This window comes from Streptococcus sp. 2154, from assembly GCF_013277255.1.
Taxonomy (GTDB): Bacteria; Bacillota; Bacilli; order Lactobacillales; family Streptococcaceae; genus Streptococcus; species Streptococcus pseudopneumoniae.
Genome location: NZ_VMMK01000042.1, coordinates 28,010 through 44,915, shown reverse-complemented (window position 1 = coordinate 44,915; position 16,906 = coordinate 28,010). Strand labels below are relative to the sequence as shown.

General features: G+C 39.5%; 15 protein-coding genes, 2 tRNA genes and 1 pseudogene. All 18 read left to right on the top strand.

Translation table 11 applies throughout. The features are described from left to right. The first annotated feature begins 49 nt into the window (after positions 1-49). Positions 50-1,993, top strand: a complete 1,944-nt coding sequence (gene parE, locus HT693_RS08055; RefSeq protein ID WP_138704869.1) for a DNA topoisomerase IV subunit B — start codon at positions 50-52, stop codon at positions 1,991-1,993. 14 nt (positions 1,994-2,007) lie between these two features. Beyond that, positions 2,008-4,035, top strand: a pseudogene (locus tag HT693_RS08050) (N-6 DNA methylase). Positions 4,036-4,052: 17 nt separating this feature from the next. Beyond that, complete coding sequence (locus HT693_RS08045; RefSeq protein WP_172925097.1) at positions 4,053-4,703, top strand: restriction endonuclease subunit S; 651 nt, start codon at positions 4,053-4,055, stop codon at positions 4,701-4,703. After that, a complete protein-coding gene (locus HT693_RS08040) occupies positions 4,654-5,193 on the top strand; it encodes a restriction endonuclease subunit S (RefSeq protein ID WP_237701467.1) in 540 nt (179 codons plus the stop codon). Before HT693_RS08045 ends, HT693_RS08040 begins: the two co-directional genes overlap by 50 nt. 149 nt (positions 5,194-5,342) lie before the next feature. After that, positions 5,343-5,684, top strand: a complete 342-nt coding sequence (locus tag HT693_RS08035) for a hypothetical protein (RefSeq protein ID WP_000428283.1) — start codon at positions 5,343-5,345, stop codon at positions 5,682-5,684. Between the two features lie 12 nt (positions 5,685-5,696). Continuing rightward, positions 5,697-6,299 (top strand): Fic family protein, encoded by a 603-nt coding sequence (locus HT693_RS08030; RefSeq protein ID WP_050261457.1) that lies wholly within the window; start codon positions 5,697-5,699, stop codon positions 6,297-6,299. A 64-nt stretch (positions 6,300-6,363) separates the two neighbouring features. Continuing rightward, positions 6,364-7,224 (top strand): aminoglycoside 6-adenylyltransferase, encoded by an 861-nt coding sequence (locus HT693_RS08025; protein ID WP_138704868.1) that lies wholly within the window; start codon positions 6,364-6,366, stop codon positions 7,222-7,224. After that, positions 7,221-7,781 carry a GTP pyrophosphokinase gene (locus tag HT693_RS08020; protein ID WP_138704867.1) on the top strand — a complete coding sequence of 187 codons (561 nt, stop codon included), beginning with the start codon at positions 7,221-7,223 and terminating at the stop codon, positions 7,779-7,781. Before HT693_RS08025 ends, HT693_RS08020 begins: the two co-directional genes overlap by 4 nt. Positions 7,782-8,159: 378 nt before the next feature. Then, positions 8,160-10,631 (top strand): DNA topoisomerase IV subunit A, encoded by a 2,472-nt coding sequence (gene parC, locus HT693_RS08015; RefSeq protein ID WP_138704866.1) that lies wholly within the window; start codon positions 8,160-8,162, stop codon positions 10,629-10,631. 129 nt (positions 10,632-10,760) lie between these two features. Further along, on the top strand, positions 10,761-11,783 hold the full coding sequence (locus tag HT693_RS08010) for a branched-chain amino acid aminotransferase (RefSeq protein ID WP_000219014.1): 1,023 nt from the start codon (positions 10,761-10,763) through the stop codon (positions 11,781-11,783). Between the two features lie 55 nt (positions 11,784-11,838). Continuing rightward, positions 11,839-12,543: a peptide ABC transporter substrate-binding protein gene (locus HT693_RS08005; RefSeq protein ID WP_138704865.1), complete on the top strand. Its 705-nt coding sequence runs from the start codon at positions 11,839-11,841 to the stop codon at positions 12,541-12,543. 64 nt (positions 12,544-12,607) lie between these two features. After that, on the top strand, positions 12,608-13,297 hold the full coding sequence (locus tag HT693_RS08000) for a DUF969 domain-containing protein (protein WP_000454773.1): 690 nt from the start codon (positions 12,608-12,610) through the stop codon (positions 13,295-13,297). Then, positions 13,294-14,217, top strand: a complete 924-nt coding sequence (locus HT693_RS07995) for a DUF979 domain-containing protein (protein WP_172925096.1) — start codon at positions 13,294-13,296, stop codon at positions 14,215-14,217. Before HT693_RS08000 ends, HT693_RS07995 begins: the two co-directional genes overlap by 4 nt. Positions 14,218-14,231: 14 nt before the next feature. Then, a complete protein-coding gene (pcp, locus tag HT693_RS07990) occupies positions 14,232-14,876 on the top strand; it encodes a pyroglutamyl-peptidase I (protein WP_000699369.1) in 645 nt (214 codons plus the stop codon). A 167-nt stretch (positions 14,877-15,043) separates the two neighbouring features. Beyond that, positions 15,044-15,274, top strand: a complete 231-nt coding sequence (locus tag HT693_RS07985) for a DUF2969 domain-containing protein (RefSeq protein ID WP_033683467.1) — start codon at positions 15,044-15,046, stop codon at positions 15,272-15,274. 49 nt (positions 15,275-15,323) lie between these two features. Further along, positions 15,324-15,404 (top strand) — tRNA-Tyr (locus tag HT693_RS07980). A gap of 9 nt (positions 15,405-15,413) precedes the next feature. Further along, a tRNA-Gln gene (locus HT693_RS07975) sits at positions 15,414-15,485 on the top strand. Between the two features lie 162 nt (positions 15,486-15,647). Continuing rightward, positions 15,648-16,850, top strand: a complete 1,203-nt coding sequence (gene rpsA / locus HT693_RS07970; RefSeq protein WP_001001629.1) for a 30S ribosomal protein S1 — start codon at positions 15,648-15,650, stop codon at positions 16,848-16,850. Positions 16,851-16,906 lie beyond the last annotated feature (56 nt).

The following is a 16,906-nucleotide window of genomic DNA, read 5'->3' as shown; positions in this document are numbered from 1 at the left end:
CCTTGGAAAACCTGTAGAATAGTAAAGATGAACGAATAGGAGGTTCCTTGTGTCAAAAAAGGAAATCAATATTAATAATTATAATGATGATGCCATTCAGGTGCTAGAAGGGTTGGATGCGGTCCGAAAACGTCCAGGGATGTATATCGGATCGACCGATGGCGCTGGGCTCCACCACCTAGTCTGGGAAATCGTCGATAATGCAGTTGATGAGGCCTTGTCTGGATTTGGTGACCGTATTGATGTGACCATCAATAAAGATGGGAGTTTGACTGTACAAGACCATGGTCGTGGGATGCCGACAGGTATGCACGCTATGGGAATTCCAACCGTTGAGGTTATCTTTACCATTCTCCACGCAGGAGGGAAATTCGGTCAAGGAGGCTATAAGACATCAGGTGGACTTCACGGGGTAGGCTCTTCTGTCGTCAATGCTCTTTCTAGCTGGTTAGAAGTAGAAATTACCCGTGATGGGGCAATCTATAAGCAACGTTTTGAAAATGGGGGAAAACCTGTCACGACTCTGAAGAAAATCGGTACAGCTCCCAAGTCTAAAACAGGTACCAAGGTTACGTTTATGCCTGACGCGACTATCTTTTCTACGATAGACTTCAAGTACAATACCATTTCAGAACGCCTCAATGAGTCAGCCTTTCTCTTGAAAAATGTGACCTTGTCTTTGACAGATAAGCGAACAGATGAAGCGATTGAATTCCACTATGAGAATGGGGTACAAGACTTTGTTTCTTATCTGAACGAAGACAAGGAAATCTTGACGCCAGTTCTTTACTTTGAAGGGGAAGACAATGGTTTTCAAGTGGAAGTGGCCCTCCAGTATAATGATGGATTTTCAGATAACATTCTGTCCTTTGTTAATAACGTTCGTACCAAGGACGGTGGAACACATGAGACTGGACTTAAGTCTGCCATTACCAAGGTTATGAACGACTACGCGCGTAAGACGGGACTTCTCAAGGAAAAAGATAAAAATCTTGAAGGTTCCGACTATCGTGAGGGACTAGCGGCCGTTCTTTCTATCTTAGTTCCTGAAGAACATTTGCAGTTTGAGGGCCAGACCAAGGACAAACTTGGAAGTCCACTAGCGCGTCCTGTTGTGGATGGCATTGTGGCTGATAAGTTGACCTTTTTCCTTATGGAAAATGGGGAATTGGCTTCTAACCTCATCCGCAAGGCTATCAAGGCCCGTGATGCTCGCGAAGCGGCACGTAAGGCGCGTGATGAGAGCCGAAATGGGAAGAAAAATAAAAAAGACAAGGGCTTGTTGTCTGGTAAATTAACACCAGCCCAGTCTAAGAATCCTGCTAAGAATGAACTCTATCTAGTCGAGGGGGACTCTGCCGGTGGTTCTGCCAAACAAGGCCGTGACCGCAAGTTCCAGGCAATCTTGCCCCTTCGTGGTAAGGTTATCAATACAGCCAAGGCCAAGATGGCGGATATTCTCAAAAATGAAGAAATCAATACCATGATTTATACCATCGGTGCGGGTGTTGGAGCAGACTTCTCTATTGAAGATGTCAACTATGACAAGATCATTATCATGACCGATGCGGACACCGATGGTGCCCATATCCAGACCTTGCTCTTGACATTTTTCTATCGTTACATGCGTCCCCTAGTTGAGGCAGGACACGTTTATATCGCCCTTCCGCCTCTTTACAAGATGTCCAAAGGCAAAGGCAAGAAAGAAGAAGTAGCCTACGCATGGACAGACGGAGAACTTGAAGAACTCCGCAAGCAGTTCGGTAAAGGAGCAACACTCCAACGATATAAAGGTCTTGGTGAGATGAATGCAGACCAGCTCTGGGAAACAACTATGAATCCAGAAACTCGCACCCTCATCCGTGTCACTATCGAAGACCTAGCACGCGCAGAACGCCGCGTCAATGTCCTCATGGGGGATAAAGTCGAACCACGACGTAAGTGGATTGAGGACAATGTCAAGTTTACGCTGGAAGAAGCGACAGTGTTTTAATGAAAGAAAATAATATGTTAGTAAACTGGAAATTAGAGTCGGATGTGAATGACTATGTGAAAAAGCAGTTTGAAAATCTTGGTTTGAAAAAATTGCAGGATTATAATGAAGAATCTGCTATGAGTGCTTATCTCAAAGAGGCGCTTAAGGGAGCGGCTAAGACGCAAACTAAGACTAATTTTGGAAAACCAGATTTTCATATTGAAAAATACAAACAAGTTCCTATCTTGATTGAAAACAAACTCAAATTATCTAAGCTAGTTGCTCAAACAAAGGACGGTATTAAGTTTGATGATAAATCAATTAGTGATTTTGCGGTGAATGGGGTTTTGCATTATGCGAGGGCAGTTATTGATAGTGGTAAATATCATGAAGCCGTCGCAGTTGGTGTTGCAGGTGATAACGAAGAAAATGTGACTATCAAAGTTTATTATGTCTTTGGTTCTGCTCCTAATGCCTATAAAGAGCTATCAAAGGTAACGACTTTTGATTTTTTGGAAAATGAGTCCACCTTTGAGATATTCTACAAAGATGCTGTTTTGAGCGAAGAAGAAAAACACCAAATTCTGATTGATAGTCAAGCGACCTTGCAAGGCTATGCTAAAAAGCTCAATAAATTGATGCACAACCATAATATCACAGCTCCTCAACGGGTGCTTTATGTGTCTGGTATGCTATTATCTATGCAGGATATCGTAGATTGTAAGGGCAAAAAGGTTGATGAGGGCTTAATACCTGACGATTTAAAAGGTGTGCAGTCTGAAACCAAGCGTGATGGTAAGAAAGTTGTTGATCAAATCAAGGCTTTCCTAGATGAACGTGAAATCAATGAAGATAAGAAAACTCTCATGTTGGCTTCTTTTGGAGAAATTTCCAAAGATAGCCAGCGTGACGAGTTGATTACCAATGACAAAGAAGTAGCACAACTTCTCCCTCAAAAGGAAAATTCTGTTACCAAGCAAATCTTCACTTTTATCTATGAGAATATTTTCAAGTCCATTGATGGTTTGGGTGGACATATCGATATTATGGGGGAGATGTACTCCGAATTTCTAAAGTATGCTTTGGGAGATGGAAAAGAAATTGGTATTGTTCTGACCCCTCCTTATGTTACCAAAATGATGGCGCAAATTCTGGGGATAACAAGTGAGAGCAAGGTTATGGATTTGGCGACTGGTTCAGCTGGTTTCCTCATTTCAGCGATGGAGTTGATGATAGATCATGCAAATATCAGTTTTGGGAAGGGGACTTCTCGAGCCAACGAGGAGATTGCGAAGCTCAAGAAAGATAACCTGCTAGGAATAGAACTTAATGCAGAGATGTATACCTTAGCGACAACCAATATGATTCTTCGTTGAGATGGATCTAGTCGAATTGAAAAAGGTTCTGCATTCAATCGTCCTGAGAGTCTGTTTACGGATTTTAAAGCTAATCGTGTCTTGCTGAATCCCCCTTTCTCTTATGAAGAAAATGGTCTTCCTTTTATAGCCTATGGTTTGGATAAGATGGAGCGTGGTGGCCTAGGTGCCATTATCATTCAAGATAGTGCTGGTTCTGGTAAGGCAACAAAGACAGCTAAAGCTATTTTGAAAAAGCATACCCTACTTGCTTCTATCAAAATGCCTGTTGACCTTTTTGTTCCCATGGCAGGAGTCCAGACTTCTATCTACATTTTTAAGGCTCATGAGGCACACGATTACGACCAGACGGTTAAATTTATTGACTTTAGAAATGACGGTTTTAAACGTGCTAAGCGAGGTATTTCAGAGGTTGATAATCCTATCCAGCGTTACCAAGATGTGATTAAAATTTATAAGGCTGGAAAGAGAGCGGAAGTGAGTAAAGAACTTTGGGATTTAGATGCTATCTTTATTGAGGACTTTATCACTGACAAGGGTAATGATTGGAATTTCGAACAGCACTAGATCATTGATACAAAACCAACCTTGGATGATTTTAAAAAGACTGTTACTGACTACTTAGCTTGGGAAGTGGAACAACTCCTGAAAAACAAGGGGGAAGATAGCTCAAAAAAAGCCTAAGCCCTCGCCTTCAAAAATTGGAAGAGGAATTTGAAGCAAGTGGGGGCGAGTGGAGAGAGTATCGGATAGGAGATTTATTTGGTAATATTGTTCAGGGTTCCCGTCTAACGAAAGCAGATCAGATAGATGGCCTTTTACCATTTGTGATGGCAGGAGTGACTAATACGGGTGTCGTTAGACATATTGGGAATAAGATGACTATTTTTCCAAAAAATTCTCTGACTATTGATATTTTTGGAAATGTTTTTTATCGAAATTATGAATTTAGCGCATCAGATGATGTGGGTGTCTACTGGAATGACGAAGAGTATAGTGAACACTCCATGTTATTTTTAGCATCTTCAATTCAAAAATCTTTAGTTGGTAAATTTGATTTTGGAAATAAGCTACGCTCTTCTAAATCTCATGACCTCCTAGTTAAACTTCCAACTCTCAATAACAAATTAGCATTTTCATACATGGAAAGCTACATCAAAGCGCTCGAGTCTGAACGCATCGAGACGCTCGAGTCTGAACGCATCGAGACGCTCGAGTCTTATCTAACTGTAACAAATCTTAGGGATTATCATCTTACAAAAAATGATGAAAAAGTACTTGACAAGTTTGCAAAACTTTCCGATACTAAGAGTAGAGGAGTCGGAGGTATTCCAACTTTCTCAGGTCTTTAACTTATCCAGTAGTAAAAAGAAATTCAATGCAAATATGATTGAGTTTGGAGGAAAGTTTCCTTATGTAGCTCGTGGAGATAGTAACAATGGGATTCGAGGTTATATTACAGAGAGTGAAGAATTTCTCAATCCTGCCAACACAATTAGTTTTGGTCAAGATACGGCAACGATGTTTTATCAAAAAGAACCCTATTTCACAGGAGATAAAATTAAGGTATTGCGCACTAAAGAAGTAGAATTGGATAGGTATAAAGCTCTTTATTTAATTACTTCATTAAGAAAGAGTTTCTCTACATTTAGTTGGGGAAGTAGCTCTTTTAATGAAAAAGTATTAAAAGAGACAGATGTTAAGCTTCCTATCAAAAATAATCAAATCGACTATACATTTATGTCTGACTTTGTTCGAGCAGTGGAGAAATTAGTTATCAAGGATTTAGTCATCTGGGCTGACAAAAAAATTGCTGCGACTAAGGAAGTAGTAGCAAGATAGTTCAGTATATCTGTCCTTTTTAGGGAGTAGCTGTCCTAATTTTTAGGCAGTTTTTCCCTAAAAAGGACAAGTTGAGTTTTGATAATAGCTATTTATTTACACCTTACAAAAAGTTTACATTGAAAAAAGTAAGAAGGAGGATCCAGTAAATGGAGAATAAGAAACCTAAAGGAGCTGCAAAGATTAGATTGTTCAAAATAAGTCATGCAGAGTATGGGAAAGTACTTGATGTGTTGGATGCGAAAACATCTATTTTGGATGTAAGAAATATGATTTGTAATAGAGAGCCTGATTATGAGTATTTTATTCCAAAAGTGATATTTTCATTGGACAAAGAGGCTAAGGAAAATGGTTTCTATTTTAGCGGACTCAACGGAGATTTTGCTTACTTACCAAGGGTTACTACAGACATTGTAGAGTTTAAGTTGCCAGATGAACTGAAAGAACATATTGCTAAAGGGCACCCTGTTTTCTATACAAAATGGCGTTAATAAGGGGAAGATATGGTATTGGAAAATAAACTAGGCATTACAAACTCAGCCCAGCTGGCAGATGCAGAAGAAAAACTGACAAAAAAACAAGCCGCCCTGCTTTTTCAGACAGGAGACTTGTTCAAGATGGAAGTTGGGACATTTGCAGGGCTGTCAGCTATTCACCACTATCTTTTTTCAGGTATCTATGATTTCGCTGGAAAAATCCGTGATGTCAATATTGCAAAGGATAACTTTCAATTTGCCCCCCGTATTTTTTTAGAGCAATCCTTGCAGTATATTGACAAACTTCCTCATGATAATTTTGATCAAGTAGTTGATAAGTATGCGGATATGAATATTGCCCATCCTTTCCGTGAGGGGAATGGACGCGCAATGCGGATTTGGCTAGATTGTATGCTTCGTCAGAAACTGGGCAAAGTGGTAGACTGGAATGCTATAGATAAGGATGAATACCTGAATGCCATGAAGCGTAGTGCAGTATCGACTGGAGAACTCAAGTATTTGCTCCTCAATAACTTGACGGATGACCTTACTCAGACCAGTTTCTTTAAGAGAGTAGATGCTTCATACTACTACGAAGGATACAGTCTTTACAAGACAGGGGAATTATAGTATAAAAACTATCCAGTAAGAAGAATCAGACGCTTGGTAACCTATAAAATGAGAAGGTGCTGACATGAGAATTGAAACAGAAATGCTAGATCTGATTTTACAAACTGCCAAAACTTTACAAGTTAAAGCTATCGCCATGTCTGGTTCACGGACAAACCAAAAGGTTCAAACAGATGAATTTCAAGACTATGACGTGGTCTATATCGTGGATGATTTAGATAATCTGACGAGTGACCTTTCTTGGCTAGATCAGTTTGGCAAACGCCTGATTGAACAGCATGTCCAGCTTGACCATCGTCGTCTCTACCTCATGCTCTTTGAAGATGGCAATCGTATCGATTTGACTCTTTGTCCTAAAGAACACATTCAAGAATGGGTGGACAGTGAAGCAGGATTCACTGTTTTAGAAGATAAGAAGGGCTTGTTTGAGTCCTATTCTCCCAGTCCAAAGCGTTTCTGGATACATCCAGCTACTGAGACAGATTTTAAAAATTCCTGCAATGAATTTTGGTGGGTGTCATCTTACGTGGTTAAAGGGATTTGTCGGAATCAGCTCATCTACGCGATTGACCATCTTTACGGCATTTGTCAGCAAGAATTCTTGAAAATTTTGGCTTGGCAGGTAGCAAGTGATAGGGGGAAAGTAGACGTCGGCAAGAATTATAAGCATCTTTTTAACTATTTACCTGCTGAGCAAAAGAAGGAATTCTCAGATTTGCTTGATTTTTCAAGTATAGATAAAATCACTCAGTCTTTATTGACTACGATGCAACTTTTCCATAGAGAAGCTCAAAGACTTGCTCAAAAGCTGGGCTTTGACTACGATAAAGAAGTGGCTGAGAAGATGATTGAGTATGCTGAGGAAAGAGTGAAGAAGTTTGGGAATAACTGGAAAAATGAAAAAGCGAGAGGAGAAGACTCATGATTGAAAAAGTGGAACGCCTCATTACAGAGATTAATCGTATTCATCGAGAATATTCTAAAGATTATTTTGAAACGGGTAAGGTGGAAAAAATAAATCTCAAGCATACCTTTTCAAAAGTTCCGACTAAAGCGATTTTGTCCTACCGTCTGAATTTACATGAGTCAATTAATGATTATCTGATGAAAGCGGATGTCCAAGATATTGCCTATGTTTATCGTGTCAAAACTTCTGAGTCTATTTTAGATAAAATTACACGTTTTTCAGAGCGTCAAGAGGGCTATCCTGTGAATTCAATTCTTAATGATATTTTTGGTGCTCGTATGATTTTAAGTTCCAAAGAGATAGCTCAAGTCATGGATAAATTAGATGATTGGCAAGAGATTTACGGACTAAAAAACTGGTATTTACGTGATAAAGATGGCTATGTCGGTATTCATATCTATTTTAAAAATAAAAGTAATTTTTACTATCCATGGGAACTTCAACTTTGGGATAGGAAAGATGTAGATAGCAATATCGCCAGTCATATCAAGTATAAACGAGGATTTGTGAAGTAGACATTTTAAGTGGAAATGACGATACAGGAATTGGATGGAAGTGACTTACTCTATATTTTTTCTTTTTCCATAGTATTTACTCTACATTCTTCGAAAGGAGTTAAACGCGCCCTGAATGCTATGTGAAATTTCTTATTAACTGAAGCAACGCATTTTAAACACATTAAACTACAGAAAGGGTCGTTTGGTTATTTGTAGTAACTGAACACGGGACTAATTTCCGTAAAATATCCTTTATTCTACAAAACCTACTCTACATTCTTTGAAAGGAGTTGAACACGCCCTAGATACTGTGTGAAAAAGATAAATTCTCTTGTGAGCATCGCTAACTGCAAGAATTTTCTATTTTCAATTGGTATTTTACGGGCTTTATATCCTATGTCTAACATTCAAAACATGTCCCTGGAGGACATCATGGGAGAGCGCTTTGGTCGCTACTCCAAGTATATTATTCAAGACCGGGCTTTGCCAGATATTCGTGATGGGTTGAAGCCGGTTCAGCGCCGTATTCTTTATTCTATGAATAAGGATAGCAATACTTTTGACAAGAGCTACCGTAAGTCGGCCAAGTCAGTCGGGAACATCATGGGGAATTTCCACCCACACGGGGATTCTTCTATCTATGATGCCATGGTTCGTATGTCACAGAACTGGAAAAATCGTGAGATTCTAGTTGAAATGCACGGTAATAACGGTTCTATGGACGGAGATCCTCCTGCGGCTATGCGTTATACTGAGGCACGTTTGTCTGAAATTGCAGGCTACCTTCTTCAGGATATCGAGAAAAAGACAGTTCCTTTTGCATGGAACTTTGACGATACGGAGAAAGAACCAACGGTCTTGCCAGCAGCCTTTCCAAACCTCTTGGTCAATGGTTCGACTGGGATTTCGGCTGGTTATGCCACAGACATTCCTCCCCATAATTTAGCTGAGGTCATAGATGTTGCAGTTTACATGATTGACCACCCAACTGCAAAGATTGATAAACTCATGGAATTCTTGCCTGGACCAGACTTCCCTACAGGGGCTATTATTCAGGGTCGTGATGAAATCAAGAAAGCTTATGAGACTGGGAAAGGGCGCGTGGTTGTTCGTTCCAAGACTGAAATTGAAAAGCTAAAAGGTGGTAAGGAACAAATCGTTATTACTGAGATTCCTTATGAAATCAATAAGGCCAATCTAGTCAAGAAAATCGATGATGTTCGTGTTAATAACAAGGTAGCTGGGATTGCTGAGGTTCGTGATGAGTCTGACCGTGATGGTCTTCGTATCGCTATCGAACTTAAGAAAGACGCTAATACTGAGCTTGTTCTCAACTACTTATTTAAGTACACCGACCTACAAATCAACTACAACTTTAATATGGTGGCGATTGACAATTTCACACCTCGTCAGGTTGGGATTGTTCCAATCTTGTCTAGCTACATCGCCCACCGTCGTGAAGTGATTTTGGCGCGTTCACGCTTTGACAAAGAAAAGGCTGAGAAACGTCTCCATATCGTCGAAGGTTTGATTCGTGTGATTTCGATTTTGGATGAAGTCATTGCTCTTATCCGTGCTTCTGAGAATAAGGCGGACGCCAAGGAAAACCTCAAAGTTAGCTATGATTTTACGGAAGAACAGGCTGAGGCTATCGTAACTTTGCAACTGTACCGTTTGACCAATACCGATGTGGTTGTCTTGCAGGAAGAAGAAGCAGAGCTTCGTGAGAAGATTGCTATGCTGGCGGCTATTATCGGTGATGAAAGGACTATGTACAATCTCATGAAGAAAGAACTTCGTGAGGTCAAGAAGAAATTTGCAACTCCTCGTTTGAGTTCTTTAGAAGATACTGCGAAAGCAATTGAGATTGATACAGCTAGTCTTATCGCTGAGGAAGATACCTACGTCAGCGTGACCAAGGCAGGTTACATCAAGCGTACCAGTCCACGTTCCTTTGCGGCTTCCACCTTGGAAGAAATTGGCAAGCGTGATGATGACCGTTTGATTTTTGTTCAATCTGCCAAGACAACCCAGCACCTCTTGATGTTCACAAGTCTTGGAAATGTCATCTACAGACCAATCCATGAGTTGGCAGATATTCGTTGGAAGGACATCGGAGAGCATCTGAGCCAAACCATCACAAACTTTGAAACGAATGAAGAAATACTTTATGTGGAAGTACTGGATCAGTTTGACGATGCGACAACCTACTTTGCAGCGACTCGCCTTGGTCAAATCAAACGGGTAGAGCGAAAAGAATTTACTCCATGGCGGACCTATAGATCTAAGTCTGTCAAGTATGCTAAGCTCAAAGACGATACAGATCAGATTGTAGCAGTGGCTCCGATTAAACTAGATGATGTTGTCTTGGTTAGTCAAAATGGTTATGCACTGCGTTTCAATATTGAAGAGGTTCCGGTTGTTGGTGCCAAGGCAGCAGGTGTCAAGGCTATGAACCTGAAAGAAGATGATGTCCTCCAATCGGCCTTTATCTGTAATACCTCGTCCTTCTACCTCTTGACCCAGCGTGGAAGTTTGAAACGTGTTTCCATTGAGGAAATTCCAGCAACCAGCCGTGCCAAACGAGGATTACAAGTCTTGCGTGAATTGAAAAACAAACCGCATCGTGTCTTCTTGGCTGGTGCAGTTGCAGAGCAAGAATTTGTAGGTGATCTCTTCAGTACAGAGGTAGAAGAGAACGACCAAACTCTGCTTGTTCAATCCAACAAAGGAACAATCTATGAAATCCGATTGCAAGACTTGAATCTGTCAGAACGAACCAGCAACGGTAGCTTCATATCCGATACCATTTCAGATGAAGAAGTTTTTGACGCTTATCTTCAGGAAGTAGTTACTGAAGATAAATAAGTGAAATGAAGAATCAGTTCTAAGATGGTTTTTATTGGAGGAATTTTCTGAAAATTACAAAATATACTTGCTATTTTAGAAAAATAGTGTAGAATATAAGAAATAGGTTTTTAGAATAAGGAGTGGAATATGACAGTAACGATTGATTGGGAAAACCTCGGTTTTTCCTATATGAAATTACCTTATCGCTATCTTGCTCATTTCAAAAATGGACAATGGGATCAAGGAGAGCTTACAGAGGATGCAACTTTGCATATTTCAGAGTCTTCTCCAAGTCTTCACTATGGACAACAAGCATTTGAAGGTTTGAAAGCTTATCGTACTAAGGATGGCAGTGTTCAACTGTTCCGTCCTGATGAAAATGCTAAACGCCTGCAACGGACATGTGACCGTCTCTTGATGCCACAAGTTCCGACAGACATGTTTGTAGAAGCTTGTAAAGCAGTTGTCCGTGCGAATGAAGAATACGTACCACCATACGGAATAGGTGGAACCTTATATCTTCGCCCTCTTTTGATTGGTGTCGGAGATATTATCGGGGTAAAACCGGCAGAAGAGTACATTTTCACCATCTTTGCTATGCCAGTTGGAAATTACTTTAAAGGTGGTTTGGTCCCAACCAACTTCTTGATTCAGGATGAGTACGACCGTGCAGCACCAAATGGTACAGGTGCGGCTAAGGTTGGTGGAAACTATGCTGCAAGTCTCTTACCAGGAAAAATGGCCAAGTCACGCCATTTCTCAGATGTTATCTATCTGGACCCATCAACTCATACAAAGATTGAAGAAGTCGGATCAGCTAATTTCTTTGGAATTACAGCTGATAATGAATTTGTAACACCATTGAGTCCATCTATCTTGCCATCTATTACCAAGTATTCCTTGCTTTATTTGGCAGAACATCGCTTGGGATTAACTCCTATTGAGGGTGATGTTCCAATTGATAATCTTGACCGTTTTGTAGAGGCAGGTGCCTGTGGTACAGCAGCGGTTATTTCTCCAATTGGAGGTATTCAACATGGTGATGATTTCCATGTATTCTATAGTGAAACAGAAGTAGGTCCTGTGACGCGTAAATTATATAATGAATTGACGGGTATTCAGTTTGGCGATATTGAAGCGCCAGAAGGTTGGATTGTAAAAGTAGATTAAAATAAACCAAAGGAGATTTTTTATGAAATAGAAAAAGTGGCTCTTAACAGCAGGAGTGGTCCTGAGCACGTCAGCTATTTTAGTGGCTTGTGGAAAAACTGATAAAGAAGCAGATGCACCGACAACATTTTCTTATGTATATGCAGTGGATCCAGCATCATTGGGCTACAGTATAGCGACTCGAACATCGAGGACAGACGTTATTGGAAATGTTATTGATGGTTTGATGGAAAATGATAAATACGGCAATGTTGCTCCTTCTCAAAAAGACTATGATTTGAACAGTACAGGATGGGCTCCAAGCTATCAAGATCCAGCGTCTTACTTGAATATTATGGATCCAAAATCTGGTTCTGCCATGAAACACCTTGGTATTACGAAAGGAAAAGATAAGGATGTTGTCGCTAAACTTGGTTTGGATCAATATAAGAAATTGTTAGAAGATGCTGTTTCTGAGACCACTGACCTAGAGAAGAGATATGAAAAATATGCTAAAGCTCAAGCTTGGTTGACAGATAGTTCATTATTGATGCCAACAGCTTCATCTGGTGGTTCTCCAGTTGTAAGTAATGTCGTGCCATTCTCAAAACCATACTCACAAGTTGGTATTAAGGGAGATCCATATATCTTTAAAGGAATGAGATTGCAAAAAGATATTGTCACAACAAAAGAATATGACGAAGCTCTTAAAAAATGGCAAAAAGACAAATTGGAATCTAATAGCAAATACCAAAAAGAACTAGAAAAACACATTAAATAAGGAATGGTATTGCTCTTGATAAAATTTTAAAAATACTGTCATTTTGGATATAAAGGAGTTTGATATGGAGTGGATTAAGCTAATAGGAATAGCAATCATTGTTGTGGGTTTTATTTTAAAGTTTGATACAATTGCAACAGTAGTCTTAGCTGGTTTGGTTACAGCTTTAGTTTCAGGTGTTTCTCTTGTTGAATTTTTGGAGATTTTGGGAAAAGAATTTAGCAATCAGCGAGTGCTCACGATTTTTATGGTTACCTTGCCTCTTGTGGGGCTGTCAGAAACCTTTGGACTCAAGCAACGATCAATTGATTTGATTCGAAAGATTAAAGGTCTGACAGTTGGAAACTTCTATACAGTTTATTTCTTTATTCGAGAGTTAGCTGGTTTCTTTTCAATTCGTCTAGGAGGACACCCTCAGTTTGTCAGACCTTTGGTTCAACCTATGGGAGAAGCAGCAGCAGAGTCTCAATTAGGTAGAAAGTTAACAGAGGTTGAAGATGAGACAATAAAAGCGCGTGCAGCTGCGAATGAAAATTTTGGAAATTTCTTTGCTCAAAATACGTTTGTAGGTGCTGGGGGAGTCCTCTTGATAGGGGGAACATTAGATCAGTTAGGCTATGAAAGCAATTATGCAGGGATTGCTTCTGCATCTATTATTGTTGCTGTTATAACACTTATTGTAGTGGGGATTTATAATTATTTATTTGATAAAAAATTGACATCAGAAAAGACTAGGGGAGGAGAACAAAAATGACAGAGTTGGCAAAGCAACTATTAGAGTTGACCTATATTGTGATTGGTTGTCAATTTCTCCATACAGCCTATTGTAGTTATAAAGATAAAACAAACCCAGTCCGATTTGGAACATCTGCATTTTGGACTCTATTGGCTATTACGTTTATAGGTGGTTCCTATATGCCAAATATGAGTATTGGTATTATTGTAATCCTATTATCGCTGTTAACATTGTTTAAGCAAGTCCGTATCGGAACCTTGCCATCCTTAGATGAAATGAAAGCCAATATTGAATCTAACAGATTGAAAAATAAAATTTTTATTCCAGTTATGCTGATGGCAATACTTGCGTTGGTCTTAGCGCAAATGATTCCAGAATTTAGCAAGATTTCGATTAGCCTTGCCGCCTCGTTTGCTACAATTTCTGTTCTTGTGATTACCAATAGTCACCCTAAGAGTCTGTTATCAGAAAACAATCGAATGACTCAGCAAGTTTCAACAAGTGGGATTGTTCCCCAATTATTAGGGGCTTTGGGGGCTATTTTTACTGTAGCAGGTGTTGGTGATGTTATCTCTCATCTGATTAGCGGTATTGTTCCTTCAGATAGTCGCTTTATAGGAGTTTTGGCCTATGTTCTTGGAATGGTTCTATTCACAATGATTATGGGAAATGCTTTTGCAGCATTCACCGTTATTACAGCAGGTGTTGGAGTTCCCTTTGTATTTGCTCTGGGAGCTAATCCAATTGTGGCTGGTGCTCTTGCCATGACAGCAGGTTATTGTGGGACCTTATTGACCCCAATGGCTGCTAATTTTAACGCTCTACCAGCAGCATTGATGGATATGAAAGATCAGAATGGCGTTATAAAGGCTCAAGCAGGTGTTGCTCTAGTAATGATTGTTATTCACATATTCTTAATGTACTTTCTCGCATTTTAGTAAAGGAAAATAAAATGAAAATATTGGTTACAGGTTTTAATCCTTTTGGAGGTGAAAAGATTAATCCAGCTTTGGAGGCTGTAAAATTATTACCATCTGAGATTAATGGGGCCGAAGTTCGCTGGGTAGAAATTCCAACGGTTTTTTATAAGTCGTCAGAAGTTTTAGAGGCAGAAATATTACGATATCAACCAGATGCTGTACTTTGTATTGGACAAGCAGGCGGCAGGACCGGCTTAACACCTGAACGAGTGGCTATTAATCAAGATGATGCTCGCATACCTGATAACGAAGGCAATCAACCAATTGATACACCGATTCGTATTGATGGAGCATCGGCCTATTTTAGTAGTTTACCTATCAAAGCGATGGTACAAGCTATTAAAAAACAGGGACTTCCAGCAGTTGTGTCCAATAGTGCAGGAACCTTTGTTTGCAATCATTTGATGTACCAAGCTCTTTATTTAGTGGATAAAAAATTCCCTAATATGAGAGCAGGTTTCATGCATATTCCATATATGATGGAACAAGTAGTAAATAAGCCGAATACTGCAGGAATGAGTCTATGTGATATTGTAAGAGGCATAGAGGTAGCTATTGAAGCTATTGTAGACTACAAAGATAAGGATTTGCAGTTAGTAGGTGGTGAGACTCACTGATAATCTAAAAAGGATAGTCACTTATGCTTGTTTACTAACTATTAGCTATGCTAAATCGATTAAGGTTGTTTACATAAAACTCTATGTCAGACAAGCCTGATATAGAGTTTTTTCTTGCTAGTTTTAGGATTTTCTTGTAAAATAGAAAAAGTGAAGAGAGGTATGAAATGAGCAAGAAAGATAAAAAAATTGAAATTCAAGTAGCAGATGCCAAAGTTAATGTAGGAAAAGACAGTTTTGAAGGCTATACCTTGACCATTGGTAAAAAAATTATCGGAGAAATTGCCGAATTAGATGGACAATTTGCCATCATAAAGAATGGGAATGTCGATAGTTTTTATAAAAAATTGGAAAAAGCTGTGGAAATTTTGATTGAAAATTATAATTTAGCAAAATAAGTCTTGTTTTTTTGAAATTTTCATGATATAATAGTCCATGTTGATTGTAGGAGAGATAGCGAAGAGGCTAAACGCGGCGGACTGTAAATCCGCTCCTTCGGGTTCGGGGGTTCGAATCCCTCTCTCTCCATTTTATCAATGGGGTATAGCCAAGCGGTAAGGCAAGGGACTTTGACTCCCTCATGCGTTGGTTCGAATCCAGCTACCCCAGTTCTTAGGTAATAATCAAGATAAAAAGCAAAATATCTTAGGGTATTTTATTTTTATAATTGAAAGACGTGAATGATATGAACATGTCCTTGCGAGTGCTTAGGAAAAAAATTATAAGTATGTCAAGTTTAAGAAAAAACTTGATTGTTGGAGGATTTTTTAGATGAACGAATTTGAAGATTTGCTAAATAGCGTTAGCCAAGTTGAGACTGGTGATGTTGTTAGTGCTGAAGTATTGACAGTTGATGCGACTCAAGCTAACGTTGCAATCTCTGGAACTGGTGTTGAAGGTGTCTTGACTCTTCGCGAATTGACAAACGATCGCGATGCAGATATCAATGACTTTGTTAAAGTAGGAGAAGTATTGGATGTTCTTGTACTTCGTCAAGTAGTTGGTAAAGATACTGATACAGTTACATACCTTGTATCTAAAAAACGCCTTGAAGCTCGCAAAGCATGGGACAAACTTGTTGGTCGCGAAGAAGAAGTTGTTACTGTTAAAGGAACTCGTGCCGTTAAAGGTGGACTTTCAGTAGAATTTGAAGGTGTTCGTGGATTTATCCCAGCTTCAATGTTGGATACTCGTTTCGTACGTAACACTGAGCGTTTTGTAGGTCAAGAATTTGATGCTAAAATCAAAGAAGTTGATGCTAAAGAAAACCGCTTCATCCTTTCACGTCGTGAAGTTGTTGAAGCAGCTACAGCAGCAGCTCGCGCTGAAGTATTTGGTAAATTTGCTGTTGGTGATGTTGTAACTGGTAAAGTTGCTCGTATCACAAGTTTCGGTGCTTTCATCGACCTTGGTGGTGTTGACGGATTGGTTCACTTGACTGAATTGTCACATGAACGTAACGTTTCACCAAAATCAGTTGTAACTGTTGGTGAAGAAATTGAAGTGAAAATCCTTGATCTTAACGAAGAAGAAGGACGTGTATCACTTTCACTTAAAGCAACAGTACCAGGACCATGGGATGGTGTTGAGCAAAAATTGGCTAAAGGTGATGTAGTAGAAGGAACAGTTAAACGTTTGACTGACTTCGGTGCATTTGTTGAAGTATTGCCAGGTATCGATGGACTTGTTCACGTATCACAAATTTCACACAAACGTATTGAAAATCCAAAAGAAGCTCTTAAAGTTGGTCAAGAAGTTCAAGTTAAAGTTCTTGAAGTTAACGCAGATGCAGAGCGTGTATCACTTTCTATTAAAGCTCTTGAAGAACGTCCAGCTCAAGAAGAAGGACAAAAAGAAGAAAAACGTGCTGCTCGTCCACGTCGTCCAAGACGTCAAGAGAAGCGTGATTTCGAACTTCCAGAAACACAAACAGGATTTTCAATGGCTGATTTGTTTGGTGATATCGAACTTTAATCAAATTGAAAATTCACAAAATCCTTTGTTTACTAAACAAGGGATTTTTTCTTTTG